Source organism: Phytoactinopolyspora halotolerans (genome assembly GCF_010550675.1).
GTDB classification, from domain to species: Bacteria; Actinomycetota; Actinomycetes; order Jiangellales; family Jiangellaceae; genus Phytoactinopolyspora; species Phytoactinopolyspora halotolerans.
Genome location: NZ_JAAGOA010000010.1, coordinates 89,576 through 107,122, shown reverse-complemented (window position 1 = coordinate 107,122; position 17,547 = coordinate 89,576). Strand labels below are relative to the sequence as shown.

The 17,547-nt window shown below is 68.7% G+C and carries 18 protein-coding genes; all 18 read left to right on the top strand.

The window, feature by feature from the left end:
- Positions 1-103: 103 nt before the first annotated feature.
- The 18 genes from G1H10_RS15565 to G1H10_RS15480 all read left to right on the top strand — a co-directional run bounded on the left by G1H10_RS15565 (position 104) and on the right by G1H10_RS15480 (position 17,294).
- Entirely contained in the window at positions 104-1,168 is a 1,065-nt protein-coding gene (locus G1H10_RS15565) for an alcohol dehydrogenase family protein (protein ID WP_163739555.1), read from the top strand.
- 165 nt (positions 1,169-1,333) lie between these two features.
- Positions 1,334-2,317: an LLM class flavin-dependent oxidoreductase gene (locus G1H10_RS15560; protein WP_163739384.1), complete on the top strand. Its 984-nt coding sequence runs from the start codon at positions 1,334-1,336 to the stop codon at positions 2,315-2,317.
- A 151-nt stretch (positions 2,318-2,468) separates the two neighbouring features.
- Positions 2,469-3,413, top strand: coding sequence for a hypothetical protein (locus tag G1H10_RS15555; protein ID WP_163739382.1), 945 nt, complete (start codon positions 2,469-2,471; stop codon positions 3,411-3,413).
- A gap of 87 nt (positions 3,414-3,500) precedes the next feature.
- Positions 3,501-3,944 carry a carboxymuconolactone decarboxylase family protein gene (locus G1H10_RS15550; protein WP_216853301.1) on the top strand — a complete coding sequence of 148 codons (444 nt, stop codon included), beginning with the start codon at positions 3,501-3,503 and terminating at the stop codon, positions 3,942-3,944.
- Complete coding sequence (gene sigJ / locus G1H10_RS15545) at positions 3,941-4,840, top strand: RNA polymerase sigma factor SigJ (protein WP_216853300.1); 900 nt, start codon at positions 3,941-3,943, stop codon at positions 4,838-4,840. Before G1H10_RS15550 ends, sigJ begins: the two co-directional genes overlap by 4 nt.
- Before the next feature lie 48 nt (positions 4,841-4,888).
- The gene (locus tag G1H10_RS15540) at positions 4,889-5,296 is read left to right on the top strand and encodes a M67 family metallopeptidase (RefSeq protein ID WP_163739378.1); all 408 of its coding nucleotides are present in this window, start codon (positions 4,889-4,891) and stop codon (positions 5,294-5,296) included.
- A 154-nt stretch (positions 5,297-5,450) separates the two neighbouring features.
- Complete coding sequence (locus tag G1H10_RS15535) at positions 5,451-5,741, top strand: MoaD/ThiS family protein (RefSeq protein ID WP_163739376.1); 291 nt, start codon at positions 5,451-5,453, stop codon at positions 5,739-5,741.
- A complete protein-coding gene (locus G1H10_RS15530) occupies positions 5,742-6,689 on the top strand; it encodes a PLP-dependent cysteine synthase family protein (RefSeq protein WP_163739375.1) in 948 nt (315 codons plus the stop codon).
- Positions 6,690-6,762: 73 nt separating this feature from the next.
- Positions 6,763-7,650, top strand: coding sequence for a glutamate racemase (gene murI, locus G1H10_RS15525; protein ID WP_163739373.1), 888 nt, complete (start codon positions 6,763-6,765; stop codon positions 7,648-7,650).
- A 19-nt stretch (positions 7,651-7,669) separates the two neighbouring features.
- A complete protein-coding gene (locus tag G1H10_RS15520; RefSeq protein WP_163739371.1) occupies positions 7,670-8,425 on the top strand; it encodes an MBL fold metallo-hydrolase in 756 nt (251 codons plus the stop codon).
- Positions 8,426-8,498: 73 nt separating this feature from the next.
- The gene (locus G1H10_RS15515) at positions 8,499-9,251 is read left to right on the top strand and encodes a PIG-L deacetylase family protein (protein WP_163739369.1); all 753 of its coding nucleotides are present in this window, start codon (positions 8,499-8,501) and stop codon (positions 9,249-9,251) included.
- Positions 9,252-9,522: 271 nt separating this feature from the next.
- Positions 9,523-10,317 carry an SGNH/GDSL hydrolase family protein gene (locus G1H10_RS15510; protein WP_216853298.1) on the top strand — a complete coding sequence of 265 codons (795 nt, stop codon included), beginning with the start codon at positions 9,523-9,525 and terminating at the stop codon, positions 10,315-10,317.
- A gap of 70 nt (positions 10,318-10,387) precedes the next feature.
- Complete coding sequence (rph, locus tag G1H10_RS15505) at positions 10,388-11,113, top strand: ribonuclease PH (protein ID WP_163739367.1); 726 nt, start codon at positions 10,388-10,390, stop codon at positions 11,111-11,113.
- On the top strand, positions 11,110-11,760 hold the full coding sequence (rdgB, locus tag G1H10_RS15500; RefSeq protein WP_163739365.1) for an RdgB/HAM1 family non-canonical purine NTP pyrophosphatase: 651 nt from the start codon (positions 11,110-11,112) through the stop codon (positions 11,758-11,760). Before rph ends, rdgB begins: the two co-directional genes overlap by 4 nt.
- An 89-nt stretch (positions 11,761-11,849) precedes the next feature.
- A complete protein-coding gene (locus tag G1H10_RS15495; RefSeq protein ID WP_216853297.1) occupies positions 11,850-12,857 on the top strand; it encodes a sodium:calcium antiporter in 1,008 nt (335 codons plus the stop codon).
- A 281-nt stretch (positions 12,858-13,138) separates the two neighbouring features.
- Entirely contained in the window at positions 13,139-14,368 is a 1,230-nt protein-coding gene (locus tag G1H10_RS15490; protein WP_163739361.1) for a Tm-1-like ATP-binding domain-containing protein, read from the top strand.
- Positions 14,365-15,186 (top strand): phosphoenolpyruvate hydrolase family protein, encoded by an 822-nt coding sequence (locus G1H10_RS15485; protein WP_163739359.1) that lies wholly within the window; start codon positions 14,365-14,367, stop codon positions 15,184-15,186. Before G1H10_RS15490 ends, G1H10_RS15485 begins: the two co-directional genes overlap by 4 nt.
- 167 nt (positions 15,187-15,353) lie before the next feature.
- Positions 15,354-17,294 (top strand): sialidase family protein, encoded by a 1,941-nt coding sequence (locus G1H10_RS15480; RefSeq protein ID WP_216853296.1) that lies wholly within the window; start codon positions 15,354-15,356, stop codon positions 17,292-17,294.
- Positions 17,295-17,547 lie beyond the last annotated feature (253 nt).

Below are 17,547 nucleotides of genomic sequence, written 5' to 3'. Positions count from 1 at the left end.
GCAGGTCCTCCGCGGTGACGACGGAGCTTGGGTTGACCTCTGTCCGAGTGTGTGATCCCATGGAGTAACCATACCGGTCTGTATACACTCGGAGGTGAGAGACGTGCATGCTGTCCTGCTCACCGGCTTCGGGGGTCCCGAGAAGCTGGAGTATCGCGAGGATGTGCCCGATCCCCAGGCGGGGCCGGGCGAGGTGCGGCTGCGCGTGGGCGCGGCGGCGCTGAACAACACGGACATCTGGACGCGGGAGGGCGCCTACGGATCCTCCGATGACCCATCGGCCACGACCGGCTGGCGGCGTGAGTCGCTGAGATTCCCGCGCATCCAGGGTGCGGACGTGGCCGGGCTGATCGACCAGGTCGGACCGGGCGTCCCGGAATCGCGGATCGGCGAACGCGTCCTCGTCGACCCGATGATCTATGACGGCGGCGAGCGGGAACTCGTCGTCAACGACTACCTCGGCAGCGAGCGGGACGGCGGCTTCGCGGAGTTCGTCACGGTGCCGGCCGGCAACGCGCACGCCGTGGACACTCCGCTGAGCGACGCCGAACTCGCCACCTTCCCGACCGCCTACACGACCGCCATGCGGATGCTCAACCGGGCGAAGGTCCAGTCAGGCGAGACCGTGCTGGTCACCGGCGCGTCCGGCGGAGTCGGATCGGCGCTGATCCAACTGGCGACGGTCCGTGGCGCCCAGGTGGTCGCGGTTGCCTCGGCCGCGAAGCACGATCGCGCCCGGGAAATGGGGGCGGTGGCCGTTGTCGACCGCGCCGGCACGGATCTCGTCGCGGACGTGCAGGAGGCGCTGCAAGGCCGGCCGCTCGACGTGGCGGCGGACGTCGTCGCCGGCCCCTCGTTCTCCGCTCAGCTGGACCTGCTCCGGCCGCTGGGCCGATACGTGGTGGCCGGCGCGATGGCCGGCCCGATCGTGCAGACGGACCTCCGTACCGTCTACCTCAAGCAACTGCAGCTGATCGGCTCCTCTTTCGGCAGCCACGAGGATTTCGCCCAAATGCTGGCGCACATCACGGCCGGCGAACTGCGGCCGCTGCTGGCGAAGACGTTCCCGTTGCGCGACCTGCGCGAGGCGCAGCGCCACTTCAAGGAGAAGAACTTCTTCGGCAAGATCGTCGTGACCCCGGCTGGGCCGGCGGAGCAGGAACCGTGAGTGCCGACGGCGGCCGTATCGAATCTACACCTGCCGTCCGTGGCCGAGCAGGCCGTGGCGGTGCGTGCCGGAGGCGCGGGCTACGCTGGTTCCGAGGTGTACGGTAACAATTCGTAACAGTGGGCCGCGCACGGCTGCCGCCCACTGTGGAACAGGGGATGTCGCATGGCGCCGCCGCTCTCGATCCTGGATCTGGCCACGGTCTCGGACAGCAGCACACCGCGGGATACGCTGCAGGCCAGCGTCGTGACGGCACAGCGGGCCGAAGAGCTCGGCTATCTCCGCTACTGGTTCGCCGAGCACCACAACATGCCGTCCATCCTGTCCTCGGCACCGAGCGTGCTGATCGCACACATCGCGGCGCACACACAGCGGATCCGGGTCGGGTCCGGCGGGGTGATGCTGCCGAACCACTCGCCGCTGGTCATCGCCGAGCAGTTCGGCACATTGGAGACGCTGTACCCGGGTCGGATCGATCTGGGTGTGGGACGCGCCCCGGGCGGAGACCAGGAGACCTTCCGGGCGCTGCGGCGAGACCCGGCCGCAGCCGAGTACTTTCCGCAGGACGTGGTGGAACTGCAGGCCCTGCTCGGGCCGAAGCAGCCCGACCGGCGCGTGCAGGCCATCCCAGGCGCCGATACCAACGTGCCGATCTACATCCTCGGATCCTCGCTGTTCGGCGCGAAGCTCGCCGCGCAGCTCGGGTTGCCGTACGCATTCGCCTCGCACTTCGCGCCGGCAGCGCTGGACGAGGCGCTGCGCGCGTATCGGGATGAGTTCCAGCCGTCCGAGCAGCTCTCCCGCCCGTATGCGATCGCGGCGATGAACGTGTTCGCCGCGGACAGCCGGCAAGCCGCGGAGGCGCTCTTCGTCGAGAACCTCACCCGGATGGCGCGGGGCCTGGTCAACCGGGGCGGCGCGTCGTCGATATCGATCAGCGACGAGACGCTCCTCGCGTCCCCCGTGGGGCAGCAGGTGCAGCAGATGCTGCGCCATTCCGCCGTCGGCGACGCGGCGGCGGTGAAGGAGGTTGTGCAGGCTTTCGCCGACCACACGCAGGCGGACGAGATCATCGTGGCGTCGAACATCGTCGACACCGGGTCGCGGCTCCGATCGTTCGAGATCCTGGCCGACGCCATGCACCCCTGAGCGACGTCACGTCCAGCACTGTTCAATCGGATGTCGCCGGCGGTTGCGAGTCCGGCCGCCGGAGATCCATACCGTGACGGTGTGACCGAGAGGTTCGCCGGGTGACGGCACGTGCGGCCGGCACCGTGCCAGACCTGCCGGGCCGCTGCTGATGGCGATCTGGTGGGTGCTGTTCGGACTCGTCATGGTCGGTGGGCTGGGGTCGGCCGCCGCAGCTCTGTGGGCCGATCGCAAGCCGAAGGCGGATGAAGCGCGCCGCGCCGTGGAGGCTTGGCCGATGGGCGTGGCACCCGTCGGTCTGCTCAGCGGTGGGCCGGTGCGGGCGATCGATGCTCGCCTGGTCGACTTCGTCGAACGCGGGTTGGTGCGGGCGGAAGCCGGCAAGCTGATCGTCGCAGCGGAGATGGACGACACCATCGACGCACCTCTCGGCTCGACGCGCGTCCGTGGCTTGGGCCCGGACGACGTGCGACTTCTTCGCGTAGTGCGCGAACACGGCGGGGATGGGCTCGATGCCGTCCGTCGCCGGGCGCCCGTGGGCGCGCTCAGCGTGCTGTTCGGCCAACTGGCCAGGCAGGGCCTGCTGATCACTCCGTTGCGCCGCACGTACGGGCCGATGAAGATCGCGTACCCGGTTCTGTTGGCGTTCCTGCCATGGTTCGCCGGGGTGCTGACCCTGGGGGTCGAGACCGCCGATGAATTCAACGATCTGGACGTGCTGTCGTTGTTCGGCTGGTTCGGCGTGCCCATCGCCGGCGCGCTGATCTACGCGCGGAAGGACGGATACCGCGGGCCGAGCCCGGTGAGCTCTCGGCCACGCCGTCCTGGCACAGCTCGGCGCCGAGCTGCCGCCGGACGCCTCCCAGGCTCGGCGGGTCGCGCTCGGCGGATTCGCAGCGATGACCGATGCGGCCGTGCGAACCGCGATCCAGGGTCACGAGGCGGATTCCCGGTGGAACATGCCGGCGCGGCGCGGCGACGATTACGGCGTCAACGCTGCCATCGCCCGTGCCGCGGGAATGCTCGACGGAGGAGGCGGCGGCGACGGCGGAGACGGGGGCGGGGACTGACGACAGCGGCACGCTGTGTGCGCTGAGTCACGTTCGCGCGTGTCACGTCGGCTCGTCGTCGTTCCGTCGTTCTGGTGTCAGCTAATCGACGACGACGAAGAGGAACCTCGACGATGACACAACGCATGGACATCCGCACCGCTGCCCCGGAGGGTTTCCAGGCCGTCTGGGCGCTGGAGAAGTACGTCCAAGCCAACGTGGATTCGACCCTGCTTCACCTGGTCAAGCTGCGGGCTTCGATGACCAACGGGTGCGCGTTCTGCGTCGACATGCACAGCCGGGACGCGCTGGCCGAGGGCGAGGACAGCCGTCGCCTGTTCGCCGTCGCGACGTGGCGTGAGGCGCCGTTCTTCACCGACCAGGAGCGGGCCGCTCTGGCCCTCACCGACGAGGTGACCGAGTTGGGTCCGCATGGCGTCTCCGATGAGGTCTGGGACCGGGCGGCGACGTTCTGGACCGAGAAGGAGCTTGCCGATCTCCTGCTCGCCATAGCGACAATCAACGTATGGAACCGCACGTCCGTCGCGACACACAAGCAGCCGCCGATGCACGCGTGACGGTCACCTCGCAGGCGGATGCCGCCGCTGAGCTTCAGGCGCATCGGACCATGCTGTTCGGGGTGGCCTATCGCGTGCTGGGCTCGGCGGCGGACGCCGACGACGTTCTGCAAGACGCCTATCTGCGCTGGAGAACGGTCGACCATGATGAGGTGCGGGAGCCGCGCCGTTATCTCACCCGCATGGTGACCCGGCTCGCCATCGACCGGCTCCGCTCGGGCTCCAATCGAGAGACATACGTCGGGTCGTGGCTGCCCGAGCCGGTTCCCACCGAGGCGGCACCGCTGGATCCGCTGGACACGGTGGAGCAACGTGATTCGGTGGCCACGGCCACGCTGTATCTGATGGAGCGGCTCGACCCGGTGGAGCGGGCGGTGTTCGTCCTGCGCTCCGCATTCGACGTGCCGTATGCGGAGATCGCGGAGATCGTGGAACGCACCCCGGAGCACTGTCGCCAGCTGTACCGCCGTGCCGGGAACCGCCTAGCGGAAGGAGATCACCGGTTCGCTCCCAGCCGCCGCGAGCACGCCGCCCTGTTGGAGAGCTTCCTGACCGCGGCGCGCGAAGGTGATCTCGAAGGGCTGCGCGCAACCCTGCACGACGACGTCGTGACGTGGTCCGACGGCGGCGGGAAGGTCAAGGCGGCCCGGAACGCCATTCTCGGCGTCGACAGGTGCGTCCGGTTCTTCGTCGGCGTCTATGGCCGCAAACGCCGCCCGACGATCGTGCCGATGGAGATCAACGGGTCGCCGGGGGCGGTGGTGTACGACGCCGACATCTATCAGGTGGTGACGTTCGGCGTTCGCGACGGCAGGATCGGCGCGGTCTTCCTGGTCTCCAACCCGGACAAGCTCGCCCTCATCCGCGACGCCGGGCGTCGGCGCTCCGGCGGTTGAGGCAGGCGCGCAGCGGCCCGTACCGGCCGATTGCGTAAGCTGGCGACCGTGCTGACCATACGCCGCGATCTTGTCGATGCCATCGTCGCTCACGCACGCAAAGACCATCCGGACGAGGCGTGCGGCGTGATCGCCGGGCCGGCCGGCTCGGACCGACCGGAGCGGTTCATCCCCATGCTCAACGCGGCGCGCTCGCCCACGTTCTACGAGTTCGACTCGATGGATCTGCTGCAGCTCTATCGCGAGATGGACGACCGTGACGAGGAGCCGGTGGTGATCTACCACTCGCACACCGCCACCGAGGCATACCCATCGCGCACGGACATCTCCTACGCGTCTGAACCCCATGCCCACTATGTCTTGGTCTCCACGCGGGACGAGCACGAGGAAGAGTTCCGCTCTTTCCGCATCGTGGACGGTGAGGTCATCGAGGAAGAGGTCAAAGTCGTCGACTGAAGGCCGCCTGCTCCGCGGTTCACCCAAGCTCTGAGAACGCTCGGGGCCTACGGGTATAACTAATGGGTGCCATAAGGAATGATTAGGGGGCTGCGCCTGTTGCCCTCAGTAGCGACGACGCGAGAGTCAACCGAGTCTGTTGGGAGCATGTTCGATGGCCGTCGAGGTTCGTATCCCCACGATCCTTCGTCAGTACACTTCAGGCGCCAAGGCCGTAGAAGGCACCGGCGACACTCTGGCCGCGCTGGTCGATGACCTCGAGTCTCGCCATCCCGGCTTGAGCGAGCGGTTGATCGACAACGGTGAGCTGCGCCGCTTCGTCAACGTCTACGTCAACGACGAGGACGTGCGTTTCCTGGACGGGCTGAAAACCCCGCTCTCCGACGGCGACTCGGTCACGGTGCTTCCGGCCGTCGCCGGTGGATCCGCGCCGCGGAGCGCATAGATGCGCTACGCCTCGCTGCTGGACTCGCTCGGCCGGACTCCGCTGGTCGGGCTTCCGAAGCTGTCTCCGTCGCCGAGCGTCCGGCTGTGGGCCAAGTTGGAGGATCGCAACCCGACCGGTTCGGTGAAGGACCGCCCGGCGTTGCGGATGATCGAGGCGGCCGAAGCAGCCGGCAAGCTCACGCCTGGGTGCACCATCCTCGAACCCACCTCCGGGAACACCGGCATCTCGCTCGCCATGGCGGCCAAGCTGAAGGGTTACCGGCTGGTGTGCGTCATGCCGGAGAACACCTCGGAGGAGCGGCGGCAGCTGCTGCGTATGTGGGGCGCTCAGATCATTCCGTCCCCGGCGGCCGGCGGGTCCAATGAGGCGGTGCGCGTGGCGAAGGGGCTGGCGGAAGAGCACCCGGACTGGGTGATGCTCTACCAGTACGGCAATCCCGGAAATGCGGCCGCGCATTACGAGACCACAGGACCGGAGATCCTCGATGATCTCCCGGAGATCACACACTTCGTGGCCGGGCTCGGAACCACCGGAACGCTCATGGGTGTCGGGCGCTACCTGCGTGAGAAGGTGCCCGGCGTGCAGATCATCGCCGCCGAGCCCCGGTACGGCGAGCTGGTGTACGGGCTGCGGAACCTGGACGAGGGATTCGTCCCGGAGTTATATGACGAGTCCGTGCTGACGTCGAGATTCTCCGTCGGGCCACGCGACGCCGTCAAACGGACCCGGGAGCTGCTCGAGGTGGAGGGTATCTTCGCCGGCATCTCCACCGGTGCGGTCGCGCATGCCGCGCTGGGTGCCGCGCGCAAGGCCGTGCAGGCGGGAGAGCGGGCGGACATCGCGTTCGTCGTCGCCGACGGCGGCTGGAAGTACCTGTCGACGGGCGCCTACGAAGGCACGCTGGACGACGCGGAGGACCGGCTCGAAGGCCAGCTCTGGGCATGACCACGGTGATTCGGCGTGGCGTTGGACACCTTTCGGCCCGCGGCTGATCGAAACGTCGTAATCTCGTGGATCGATGACTCAGGTGCAGGGGTACGACGGTGGCGCGCGGGCCGGCAGCCCCGGCGAGCGCGGCAACGACGCGCCGATCGGAATCTTCGACAGCGGCGTGGGCGGACTGACCGTGGCACGCGCGGTGCTGGACCAGCTGCCGCACGAGCCCGTGCTCTACGTGGGCGACACCGAGCGCGGCCCGTACGGTCCCCGATCCATCGCCGAGGTCCGCGCGTACGCGCTGGACGTGATGGACACGCTGGTGGCCGAGGGGGTCAAGCTACTCGTCATCGCCTGTAATTCGGCCAGCAGTGCGGTCCTGCGGGACGCTCGTGAGCGATACGACGTGCCGGTGATCGAGGTGATCCAACCCGCGGTCCGGCGGGCTGTGGCGGCCACCCGCAACGGTCACGTCGGCGTCATCGGAACCCAGGCGACGGTCACCTCCAAGGCCTACGAAGACTCGTTTGCCGCCGCGCCGGACCTGCGCATCACCTCCCAGGCCTGCCCGCGCTTCGTCGAGTTCGTCGAGCAGGGCGTGACACACGGATCGGAGCTGGAACGCGTGGCGCGTGACTACCTGGAGCCGGTGCGCGAGGCCGGGGTGGACACGCTGGTTCTCGGCTGCACCCACTACCCGATGCTCACCGGGGTCATCTCCTACGTGATGGGAGAGGCCGTCACGCTCGTGAGCAGCGCGGAGGAGACCGCGAAGGACGTCTACCGGGTGCTGGCGGACCACGGCTTGATGCGCGGCGACGCGCTCCCGCCCCCGGAGCATCGGTTCCGTTCCACCGGCGACCCGCGTCCGTTCAGCGAACTCGGCCATCGTTTCCTCGGACCGGAGATCGCGATCGTGGAGGAGACCAGCGAGATTCCGGTGGTAGGACGGGAGACGCTGGCGCCATGAGAGGAGAGGTGACCGCGGCGTGAAGCTGACCGTGTTGGGTTGCTCCGGCTCGCTGCCGGGTCCGTCGTCGGCGGCGTCGGCGTATCTGGTCGAGGCGGACGGGGCCCGCATCGTCGTCGATCTGGGCAGCGGAGGCTTGCACGAACTGCAGCGGCACGTGGACTACGAGGGTCTCGACGGCATCGAGGCGGTGCTCATCAGTCACCTCCACCCGGACCATTTCATGGACTTGTGCGGCTACTACGTGGCGTTGCGCTATGGACCGAAGCGGCCGCGCCGTCGTGTTCCGGTGTGGGGCCCGGCGAACACCGCGGAGCGGCTGACCGTCGCCTACGGTGACACGCCCGATCCCGGCATGGCGGAGGAGTTCGACTTCCACGCGTATCCGGACGGCGAGTTCAGCGTCGGGCCGTTGACCGTCACGGTGACGCGGGTGGCGCATCCGGTGACCGCCTACGCGCTGCGGCTCGAGCACCGCGGGAGATCGCTGGTCTACTCCGGCGACACCGGCCCGACGCCGGCGCTCGTCGAGCTCGCGCGCGGCGCCGATCTACTGCTCTGTGAGGCGGCGTTCCGCGACGGCGACGACAACCCGCCGGATCTGCACATGACGGGCCGGCAAGCGGGTGAGCACGCGGCGGCGGCCGGCGTCGGGCGGTTGGTCATCACGCACGTACCGCCCTGGGGTGACCCCGAACATGCGGTCGCCGAGGCCCAGACGACCTTCGACGGGCCGGTACAGGCGGCCTACCCGGGAGCCCGCTGGGAGCTGTAGTCCGGCGCAGGAAGCTCCGCGGCGTGGTGTGTGTTGTGATCGGCACCTACATTCGATCGAGAGGTGGATCTCCATGACGGACGCCGAGGTCGCAGTGGAACCCCTGGAGCCGCTGCCCGAAGACTGGGACACCGGTCTGGTGCTCGTTCCGCACCCGGACGACATCGAGTACGGCGGCGCCGCGGCCATAGCCCGCTGGACCGGGCAGGGCAAGAAGATCTCCTATGTGCTGGTCACCAGTGGCGAGGCCGGGATCGACGGGATGCCCCCGGAGGAGGCCGGTCCGCTGCGTGAGCGGGAACAGCGGGAATCCGCACGCATCGTCGGTGTCGACGACGTGGAGTTTCTCGGCTACCCGGACGGTGTCATCGAGTACGGGCTACCGCTGCGGCGGGACATCTCGCGTGTGATCCGTCGGTACCGGCCGGAGATCGTCATCACCGGGAACTTCCGTGAGACGTACGGCGGGGTCTTCCTCAACCAGGCCGACCACATCGCGGTCGGGCGAGCGGTGCTCGACGGGGTGCGGGACGCGGGCAACCGATGGGTCTTCCGGGAGCTGCTGGACGAAGGCTTGGAGCCGTGGAACGGCGTGCGGGCGGTGTGGGCGGGCGCTTCGCCCGACGGAAGGCACGGCGTCGACACCACGGACACGTTCGACCTGGGTGTGGAGTCGCTGCGGGCGCATGCCGCCTACCTGGAAGGGCTGGGCGAGGACATGCCGGACCCGGCGGAGTTTCTGGAGGGTTTCGCTCGCCAGGCCGGGACGCGTATGGGTTGCCGGTTCGCCGCCGGATTCGAGGTCTTCCAGCTCAAGTTCGACTGAGCGTGATGCCATCACCATGTCGGCTGTGGCGGCCGCGTGCACGCGGCTGCGCTTCGTGGCCGCCGACCATATGCGACGGTCGGCGATGCGTGACGGGAGATGACGGGCGATAGGGACGCTGACATCGGCGGCGCGGGCGCTCGACGGAGCGGGACGTGATCGACCCGATCGGGCGCCCTCTTCGGTTCGGCTGAAGTGTTCGCCCATGGTTTGACCGTGTGTCATATCCGCGTGTACCTCCGGCGGGGAACGGTCGGGCACTGTGAAGGCCGTGAGCGTGACCTTTGTAGCGCTTGGCGATTCGACGACGCTGGGCATGGGCGATCCGAGGCCGGACGGCGGGTGGCGCGGTTTCGCGGCGCTGCTGGCCGAGGCTTTCGGCCCGGACACCGGTTACACCAACCTGGCGGTGAGCGGTGCGCGCGCGGCCGACGTCCGGCACCGTCAGCTGAGTCAGGCGTTGCGGTTGCGGCCGGACCTGGCGTCCGTGATCGTCGGGATGAACGACACCATGCGCTCTGATTTCGACATCGTGGCGATGCGGGACCACATCCTGGTGACCGTGGGCTCGCTCGCGGCGGCCGGCGCCACGCCGCTCACCGTCCGGATGCATGACCACAGCCGGGTCTTCGGCTTGCCGGGCTTTCTGGCCCGGCCGCTGTGGCGGCGAATCCGTCGGCTCAACGCCGTGTACGACGAGGCGTACGAACGTTTCGGCGGCATCCGTATCGACCTGGACCAGCAGCCTTGGGTCTGGCAGCGGGAGACCTGGAGCATCGACCGGTTGCATCCATCCGAGTCCGGGCATCGCCGGCTGGCTTACGGCTACGCCCGTACGTTGTCCGCGGCAGGGTGGCCCGTCGTCCAGATGCCGTCCGTGGAACGGGACGGAGTGGTGGTGCCGAGCACGGCGACGGACGTGGCATGGCTGATGACCAAAGGTGTCCCGTGGGTAGTGCGCCGGGGCCGCGACTTGGTCCCGTGGGCGGCGACCATGGTGATGCGTGAGACGAGGGTCGGCGCGTCTCCGATGGAGTCCGATATGAGGGCGAGACAAATGCCGTGACGTAGGAGATAACGTCGGCTGGTCGGACGGGCGTGTGGGATTGTCGTGGGCGGCAGATAGCCTCACCTGTATGACTCGAATAGACGGCCGTAGCGCCGATGAGCTTCGTCCGGTGCGGATCACGCGCGGTTGGCTGGAGCAGGCCGAGGGATCCGTCCTGGTCGAGTTCGGCAAGACGCGCGTTCTGTGTGCGGTGTCGGTGACCGAAGGCGTGCCCCGCTGGCGTAAGGGTTCTGGCCAGGGTTGGGTGACGGCCGAGTACGCCATGCTGCCGCGATCCACCAACACCCGGTCCGACCGTGAGTCCGTCAAGGGGCGCCTCGGCGGACGCACACACGAGATCTCCCGACTGGTCGGCCGATCCCTGCGCGGCATCGTCGACACGGCCATGCTCGGTGAGAACACCTTGATGGTCGACTGTGACGTGCTGCAAGCCGACGGCGGTACCCGGACGGCATCCATCACCGGCGCCTACGTGGCGCTGCACGACGCGGTCACCTGGATGCGGGAACGCGGGCTGCTGGTGCGCGAGCCGGTGTTGACCGACTCGGTGGCGGCCGTGTCGGTGGGCGTCGTCGACGGCGAACCGATGCTGGACCTGAAGTACGAGGAGGACGTGCGCGCCGGAAGCGACATGAACGTGGTCATGACCGGCGGCGGCACATTCATCGAGGTGCAGGGTACGGCGGAAGGCGCACCGTTCGACCGGGCCGAGCTGGACAAGCTGCTGACCTTGGCCGAGGCGGGCTGCGCCGAGCTCACCGCGGCACAGCGAGCGGCGTTGGAGGCCTCGTGACGTCTGTCCCGCGTGTGGTGCTGGCCAGCCGGAATCAGCACAAGGTAGGCGAGATCCGGCGCATTCTGAAGGAGGCCGGTGCCGTCGTGGACCTGGTCAGCGTCGCGGAATTCTCCGGCGTGCCGGACGTCGTCGAGACGGGCCTGACGTTTACCGAGAACGCTCTGCTCAAAGCGCGTGAGGTCGCGGCCGCAACCGGCCTTCCGGCGCTGGCCGAGGACTCGGGGATCAGCACCGATGCGCTGAACGGCATGCCGGGTGTGTTCTCCGCACGCTGGTCCGGCCGGCACGGCGACGATGTGGCGAATCTGGAGCTGCTGCTGGCCCAGCTGCGGGATGTGCCCGACTATCGGCGCGGCGCGGCGTTCGTGTGCGTGGCGGCGCTGGTGGTCCCCGCCGGCACTACCCCCGGTCTTGTCACGCCCGCCACGCCGGAAGCGGTGGCCGGTCCGGCCGAGGTCGTCGAGGAGGGTCGAGTCGACGGGCACCTGATCCGCGAGCCACGGGGCAGCGGCGGTTTCGGCTACGACCCGATTTTCGTGCCCGAGGGACATGACCGGACCACGGCGGAGATGTCGGCGGAGGAGAAGGACGCCTTGAGTCACCGGGGCCGGGCGATGCGCGCCATGGCGGCACACCTGTCGTAGCCGGCTCCGTGGCGTAGCGGCTCCGCGGCGCAGCCGTACCGGCGAGCTCTTCCCGTTGCGGGGTACATGACGCCGGTATGGGATGGCTCATGCCGATGCCGGTCGCGGTGGCCGTGCTCGCCGTGGCGGCGCTGGCCGTCATCGTCTTCGGGCGCCGGTTGGCGACCGTGGTCGATCGGCTGGCCGACCGTACCGGCATCGGCGAGGCGCTGGCAGGTGCCGTGTTGCTGGCCGCGGCAACCTCGTTGGCCGGGCTGGTGGCCAGTGTGACCGCGGCCTCGGGCGGTGACGCGCAGCTGGCGGTCAGCAACTCCATCGGCGGCGTCGGAGCCCAGACCGCGTTTCTGGTGGTGGCCGATCTGCTGCACCGCGGCGCCAACCTGGAGCATGCGGCCGCGTCGATCACCAACGTGTTCAGCGCGCTGCTGATGACCGTGATGCTGGGCATCGTGGTGATCGGAATGGCCACCTCCACCACGTCGGTGTGGGACGTGCACCCGGCTTCGTTGTTCCTGCCGCTGGTGTACGGGTACGGACTCTGGCTGTCCAGGCGAGTCAGCCAGGAGCCGATGTGGCGGGCGACCAGGACGCCGCAGACGCGCGTCGAGACGCCGGATTCGACTGCGGCGCGTGGCTCGCTGACCACCATGTGGCTGTCGTTCGCGCTGTTCGCGGTGCTGGTCAGTGCCGCCGGCTTCGCGGTGGCGCGGGCCGGCGTCTCTCTCGCCGAGGCGAGCGGATTGTCCAGCACCTTCATCGGGGCGTTCATCACCAGCATCGTGACCTCCATGCCCGAGTTGGTCACCACCGTCGCCGCGGTACGGGCTGGAGCCCTGAGCCTGGCCGTCGGCGGCATCGTGGGCGGCAACGCCTTCGACCTGCTGTTCGTGGCCGCGTCGGACGTCGCCTACCGGGACGGCGGCATCTATGCCGCCATGGGGGCGTCGGACATGTTCCTGGTGGGCTGGACGATTCTCCTGGTGGGGACGGCGGCCGCAGGATTGGTCCGCAGGGAACCCACCGGCATCGGCTTCGAGGGCTACTCCATCCTCGCTATCTACGCGGCCGGGGTCGCCGTCCTCGGCGTGCTGGGCTGACGAGCCGTCACGACGACGCCGGCCGGCGCGATGCTCCCGCCGCGGACGGACCCCTCTTCGACGAGATCGCGAGCGCCGGTGGCCGTGCCCGGCAGCGGTCGTCGAGTCCGAACCGGTGGCAGGGGCGAACTTCTGTGGGTGGCGCGGACGGGTGGGCCATGCTGCGTGGGCGAATCTCTCCGTGCCGAGGCGCTGAGATCAATTACGGTGACATGTACGGTGAGCCCTGTCATCAGCATCGAATGCGACAGGGATGTCAACGCGGGAAGGGGAGCTGAACCATGCCCACCGTTGTGCTGGTCGGCACACTGGACACGAAAGGGCACGAGTACGCCTGGCTGCGCGAACGTCTCCTGGAGTTGAGATGTGAAGTCATCGTGGTGGACGCCGGCGTCGGCGAGCCGGTCGCCGGATCGCCTGAGATCGGCAACACCGAGGTGGCCGGGGCCGGCGGGGCGGACCTGAACGTGCTGCGATCGGAACGCGACCGGGGTGCTGCGGTCACCGCCATGGGTGAGGGCGCGGCGAACGTCCTTGATGGGCTTTACGCCGAGGGCAGGATCGACGGTGTGCTCGCGCTGGGCGGCAGCGGAGGATCCTCCATCGCGGCGCGGGCCATCCGTGACCTGCCGATCGGCGTCCCCAAACTGATCGTGTCGACGATGGCGTCCGGCGACGTGTCGCCGTATGTCGGCGCGAAGGACGTCGCGATCAGCTACAGCGTGGTGGACATCGCCGGGATCAATCGGCTGTCCCGGCAGATCCTCGGCAACGCCGCCGCGGCCGTGGCCGGCATGGCGCACGCCTACGCCGACAGGCCGGAAAGCGTGCAGGGTGACCGGCCGTTGATCGCGGCGTCGATGTTCGGCGTGACCACACCCGCGGTCGAGGCTGCGCGGTCCCGGCTGGAGGCGCTCGGCTACGAGGTGCTGGTCTTCCATGCCACCGGGGCCGGTGGCCGCGCACTGGAAAGCCTGGCGGACAGCGGCATGCTGGCGGGTGTGCTCGACCTCACCACCACGGAGCTCGCCGACGAGCTGGTGGGCGGGGTGTTGTCGGCCGGGCCGAACCGGTTGACGGCGGCGAGCCGGAACGGTGTACCGCAGGTGGTCGCGCCCGGTGCGCTGGACATGGTGAACTTCGGCCCGAAGGACACGGTCCCGGCCCCGTTTGCCGGCCGGAACCTGTACGTACACAACCCGACGGTCACGCTGATGCGCACCACCCCGGAGGAGATGGAGGAGCTCGGCCGGCGGGTCGGGGCGAAACTGCGGGGGAGCGCTGGTCCGGCGGCGCTGTTCCTGCCGTTACGCGGCGTATCGGCGTTGGACGCTGCGGGCCAACCGTTCGCCGATGAGGAAGCGGACCGGCGCTGTTTCGACGCGATGCGCGCCGGTCTCGACGGGTCCGCCGTGGAACTCGTCGAGCTGGACGCTCACATCAACGACGCGTCGTTCGCCGAGACGATGGCGGACCGGCTGCACGCCATGATCGAAGGGATGAAGGCATGAACCGTGGCGAGATCCTCGGGCGTCTGAGAGAAACCGTCGCATCGGGCCGGGCGGTCGTCGGAGCGGGCGCCGGAACCGGGCTCTCCGCCAAGTGCGCGGAGGCCGGCGGCGTCGACCTGATCATCATCTACAACAGCGGGCGCTACCGGATGGCCGGCCGCGGTTCGCTGGCTGGTCTGCTCCCATACGGCGACGCGAACCAGGTTGTGGTGGACATGGCCGCCGAGGTGTTGCCGGTGGTGCGTGACACCCCGGTCCTGGCTGGTGTGTGCGGCACCGACCCGTTCCGGTTGATGCCGGTCTACCTGGACCAGCTGGCGGGCATGGGATTCTCCGGCGTGCAGAACTTCCCGACGGTGGGCCTGTACGACGGCGTCTTCCGGCAGAACCTGGAGGAGACCGGGATGGGATACGACCTGGAGGTCGAGATGGTCCGCCTGGCGGCGGAGCGGGACCTGGTCACCGCGCCATACGTGTTCGACCCCCAGCAGGCGGAAGCGATGACGGCGGCCGGGGCCGATGTTCTGGTTCCGCACGTCGGGCTCACCACCAAGGGGAGCATCGGGGCGAGCACCGCGCTGACGCTCGATGACGCGGTCGAACGGGTTCAGGCGATGCGCGACGCGGCGGTGGCGGTCAATCCGGATGTGCTGGTGCTCTGCCACGGTGGCCCGATTGCTGAGCCGGACGACGCCCGCTATGTCCTCGAGCGCACCAGCGGCATCGTGGGTTTCTTCGGCGCGTCCTCGGTCGAGCGGCTACCCACGGAGCGCGCCATCACCGCGCAGGTGGCCGAGTTCAAGAGTTTGCCTGTCTGACCGCAGCTCCCACAACACGGCACGGAACGAGCAGCGCATCCGTCCTGCGCGGCCCGGAGCCGGTCGGCCTCAGGATGTGGCAGCGATCACGTAGCGCCATCCCTTGACAGCCGCATCGCTGGCGTTTACGTTCCAGAAAATCTGTAGGATATCTGGCAGGAGCGGACATGGTGCGACGACGGATGCTACCCCTATTCATGCTGGTCACGGCCGTCACATCCAGCGGACTTGCCGCCGGTGCGGCTGGAGTCGGGCCCAGTGAAGCCGCTCCGGGCGCAGGGCCGTCCGTCGCCGCCGACCAGGCCGTCGCCGGCAGCCCGGGAACCCACAGCACCGTCTTCGAACGGGGCGCGGACGGGTACCACACGTTCCGCATCCCGGCGGTCGTCGAGGCGGCCGACGGTACGCTTCTGGCGTTCGCTGAGGGTCGGGTCGACAACCCGAGCGACGACGGCGACATCGACCTGGTCCTGAAACGCTCCGCCGACGGTGGGCGCAGCTGGGGACCGCTGCAGGTGGTGGCGGACGACGGGCCGAACAAGTGGGGCAACCCGGTGCCTATCGTCGACGAGGCCACCGGCCGGATCATCCTCAACACGACCCGTACCGGTGGCGACGTGACCGGTGCCGACGTCCGCTGCGGCCGTGCCGACGCCGAGCAGACCCGGCGCTCGTTCATCCAGTACAGCGACGACCACGGCACGACATGGTCCGAGCCGGAGGAGATCACCGCCGACGTGCGTCCGGACGATTGGCGGCACTTCGTCGGCGGACCCGGTCATGGCATCCAGCTGGCCGAGGGCGAGCACGCGGGACGGCTGGTGATCCCCGGCAACCACGGAGCCGCCCCGCCGCCGGACTCCGGGCGGGAGTGTTCCGACGGCACTGATGCAGGTGGGCACGCCCTGTACAGCGATGACGGCGGCGCTACATGGCATCTCGGCGCGGTCGACCGGCCCGGCGACGGCGTTCTCGTACCGAACGAATCCGCCGCCGTCGAACGAGCCGATGGCACGATCTACTTCAGCGCGCGCGATCAAGGTACCAGCCCTGGTCAGCGGCTTGACACCACGAGCGCGGACGGCGGTGCGTCGTTCGCCGGGCCCTATGACCCCGTAACCGGAGTCGTCACGAGCAAAGTGCAAGGATCTCTGCTCCGGTTGGCGGCCGGCGGCGGCGTGCAGGACAGGATTCTGCTGGCCACGCCCGGGCATGCGACGGCACGGGAGAACCTGACACTCTGGTCGAGCTTCGACGGCGGCGACACCTGGCGTCCGAGCCTGCAGGTATACGACGGGCCCTCGGGCTACTCGGACCTAGCCGATCTGGGTGGCCAACCCGGAAACCGCGTCGTCGGTGTGCTGTTCGAGAACGGCGAGCGCTTCCACGACGAGTCGGCACTGCCCTACCACCACCGGATCAGCTTCGCCCGCGTCCCAGAACGGCAGCTCGGCCGCCCGGGCCGGCCGCAGCTGACAACCCCGGACGTGTCCGGACACGGGAACGACGGTCATCTCAGCGGTGACCCGGAACGGATCGATGGTGTGACCGGTTCCGGCTTGGCGCTGGAAGGTGACTACATCGAGCTGCCGTTGAACGACGAACTCGCTTTCGGTGCTGGTACGTTCACCGCGGCCGCGTGGTTCCGCACCGAGTATCGGGGCTCACAGGCCATCATGTGGGCGCACTCGACCGGCTCGGAGCCCAAGTGGTGGATCCGCCTGGAGCCAGGACAGGACCGGATCAGGACGCTGATCGACACCGACCAGGACGATCGGTTCCTCGTCGCGACCGGCGATCTCGCCGACGGCGAGTGGCATCACGTAGCGATCACGCGGGACGATGACGGGCTCGCTTTCTACCTGGATGGCGAATTGGCCGACAGCTCAGGTCCGGTGCCGGGGTCGGTCTCGGCGGAAGCGCGCACCGGCCTGCGCATCGGTGCGCGGGTGGACGGGATCAACAATCCGCTGATCGGCTCGGTCGATGAGGTCTGGCTCTTCGACCAGGCGCTGACCGCCGACGAGGTGGCGACGCTCGTCGCCGACAATGACGCTCCGCAAGGCCCCGCCGTCGCCCACCTCCCCTTGGAACGCCTCTACCGCTGACCTCCCAAATGATCATGTGAAGTAGGTGTTCTCGTGCACTACCATGCCTGCAGACCTGTTGGCGCGCGAAGAAACCTACTTCACATGATCTCTATGAAGCCGGGGGCCGGTGTCAAGGGTTTGGCGGGTTGTTGAATGCGTGTGTTCGGCGTGTTGGTAGGGGGTTGGTCCGGGATGGGTGGCCGGGCGGTGTGGTTTCCGGGCAGGCTTGTGCCTGCCCGGGATGGTGCTGGCCGGTAGGCCCCCGCACAGG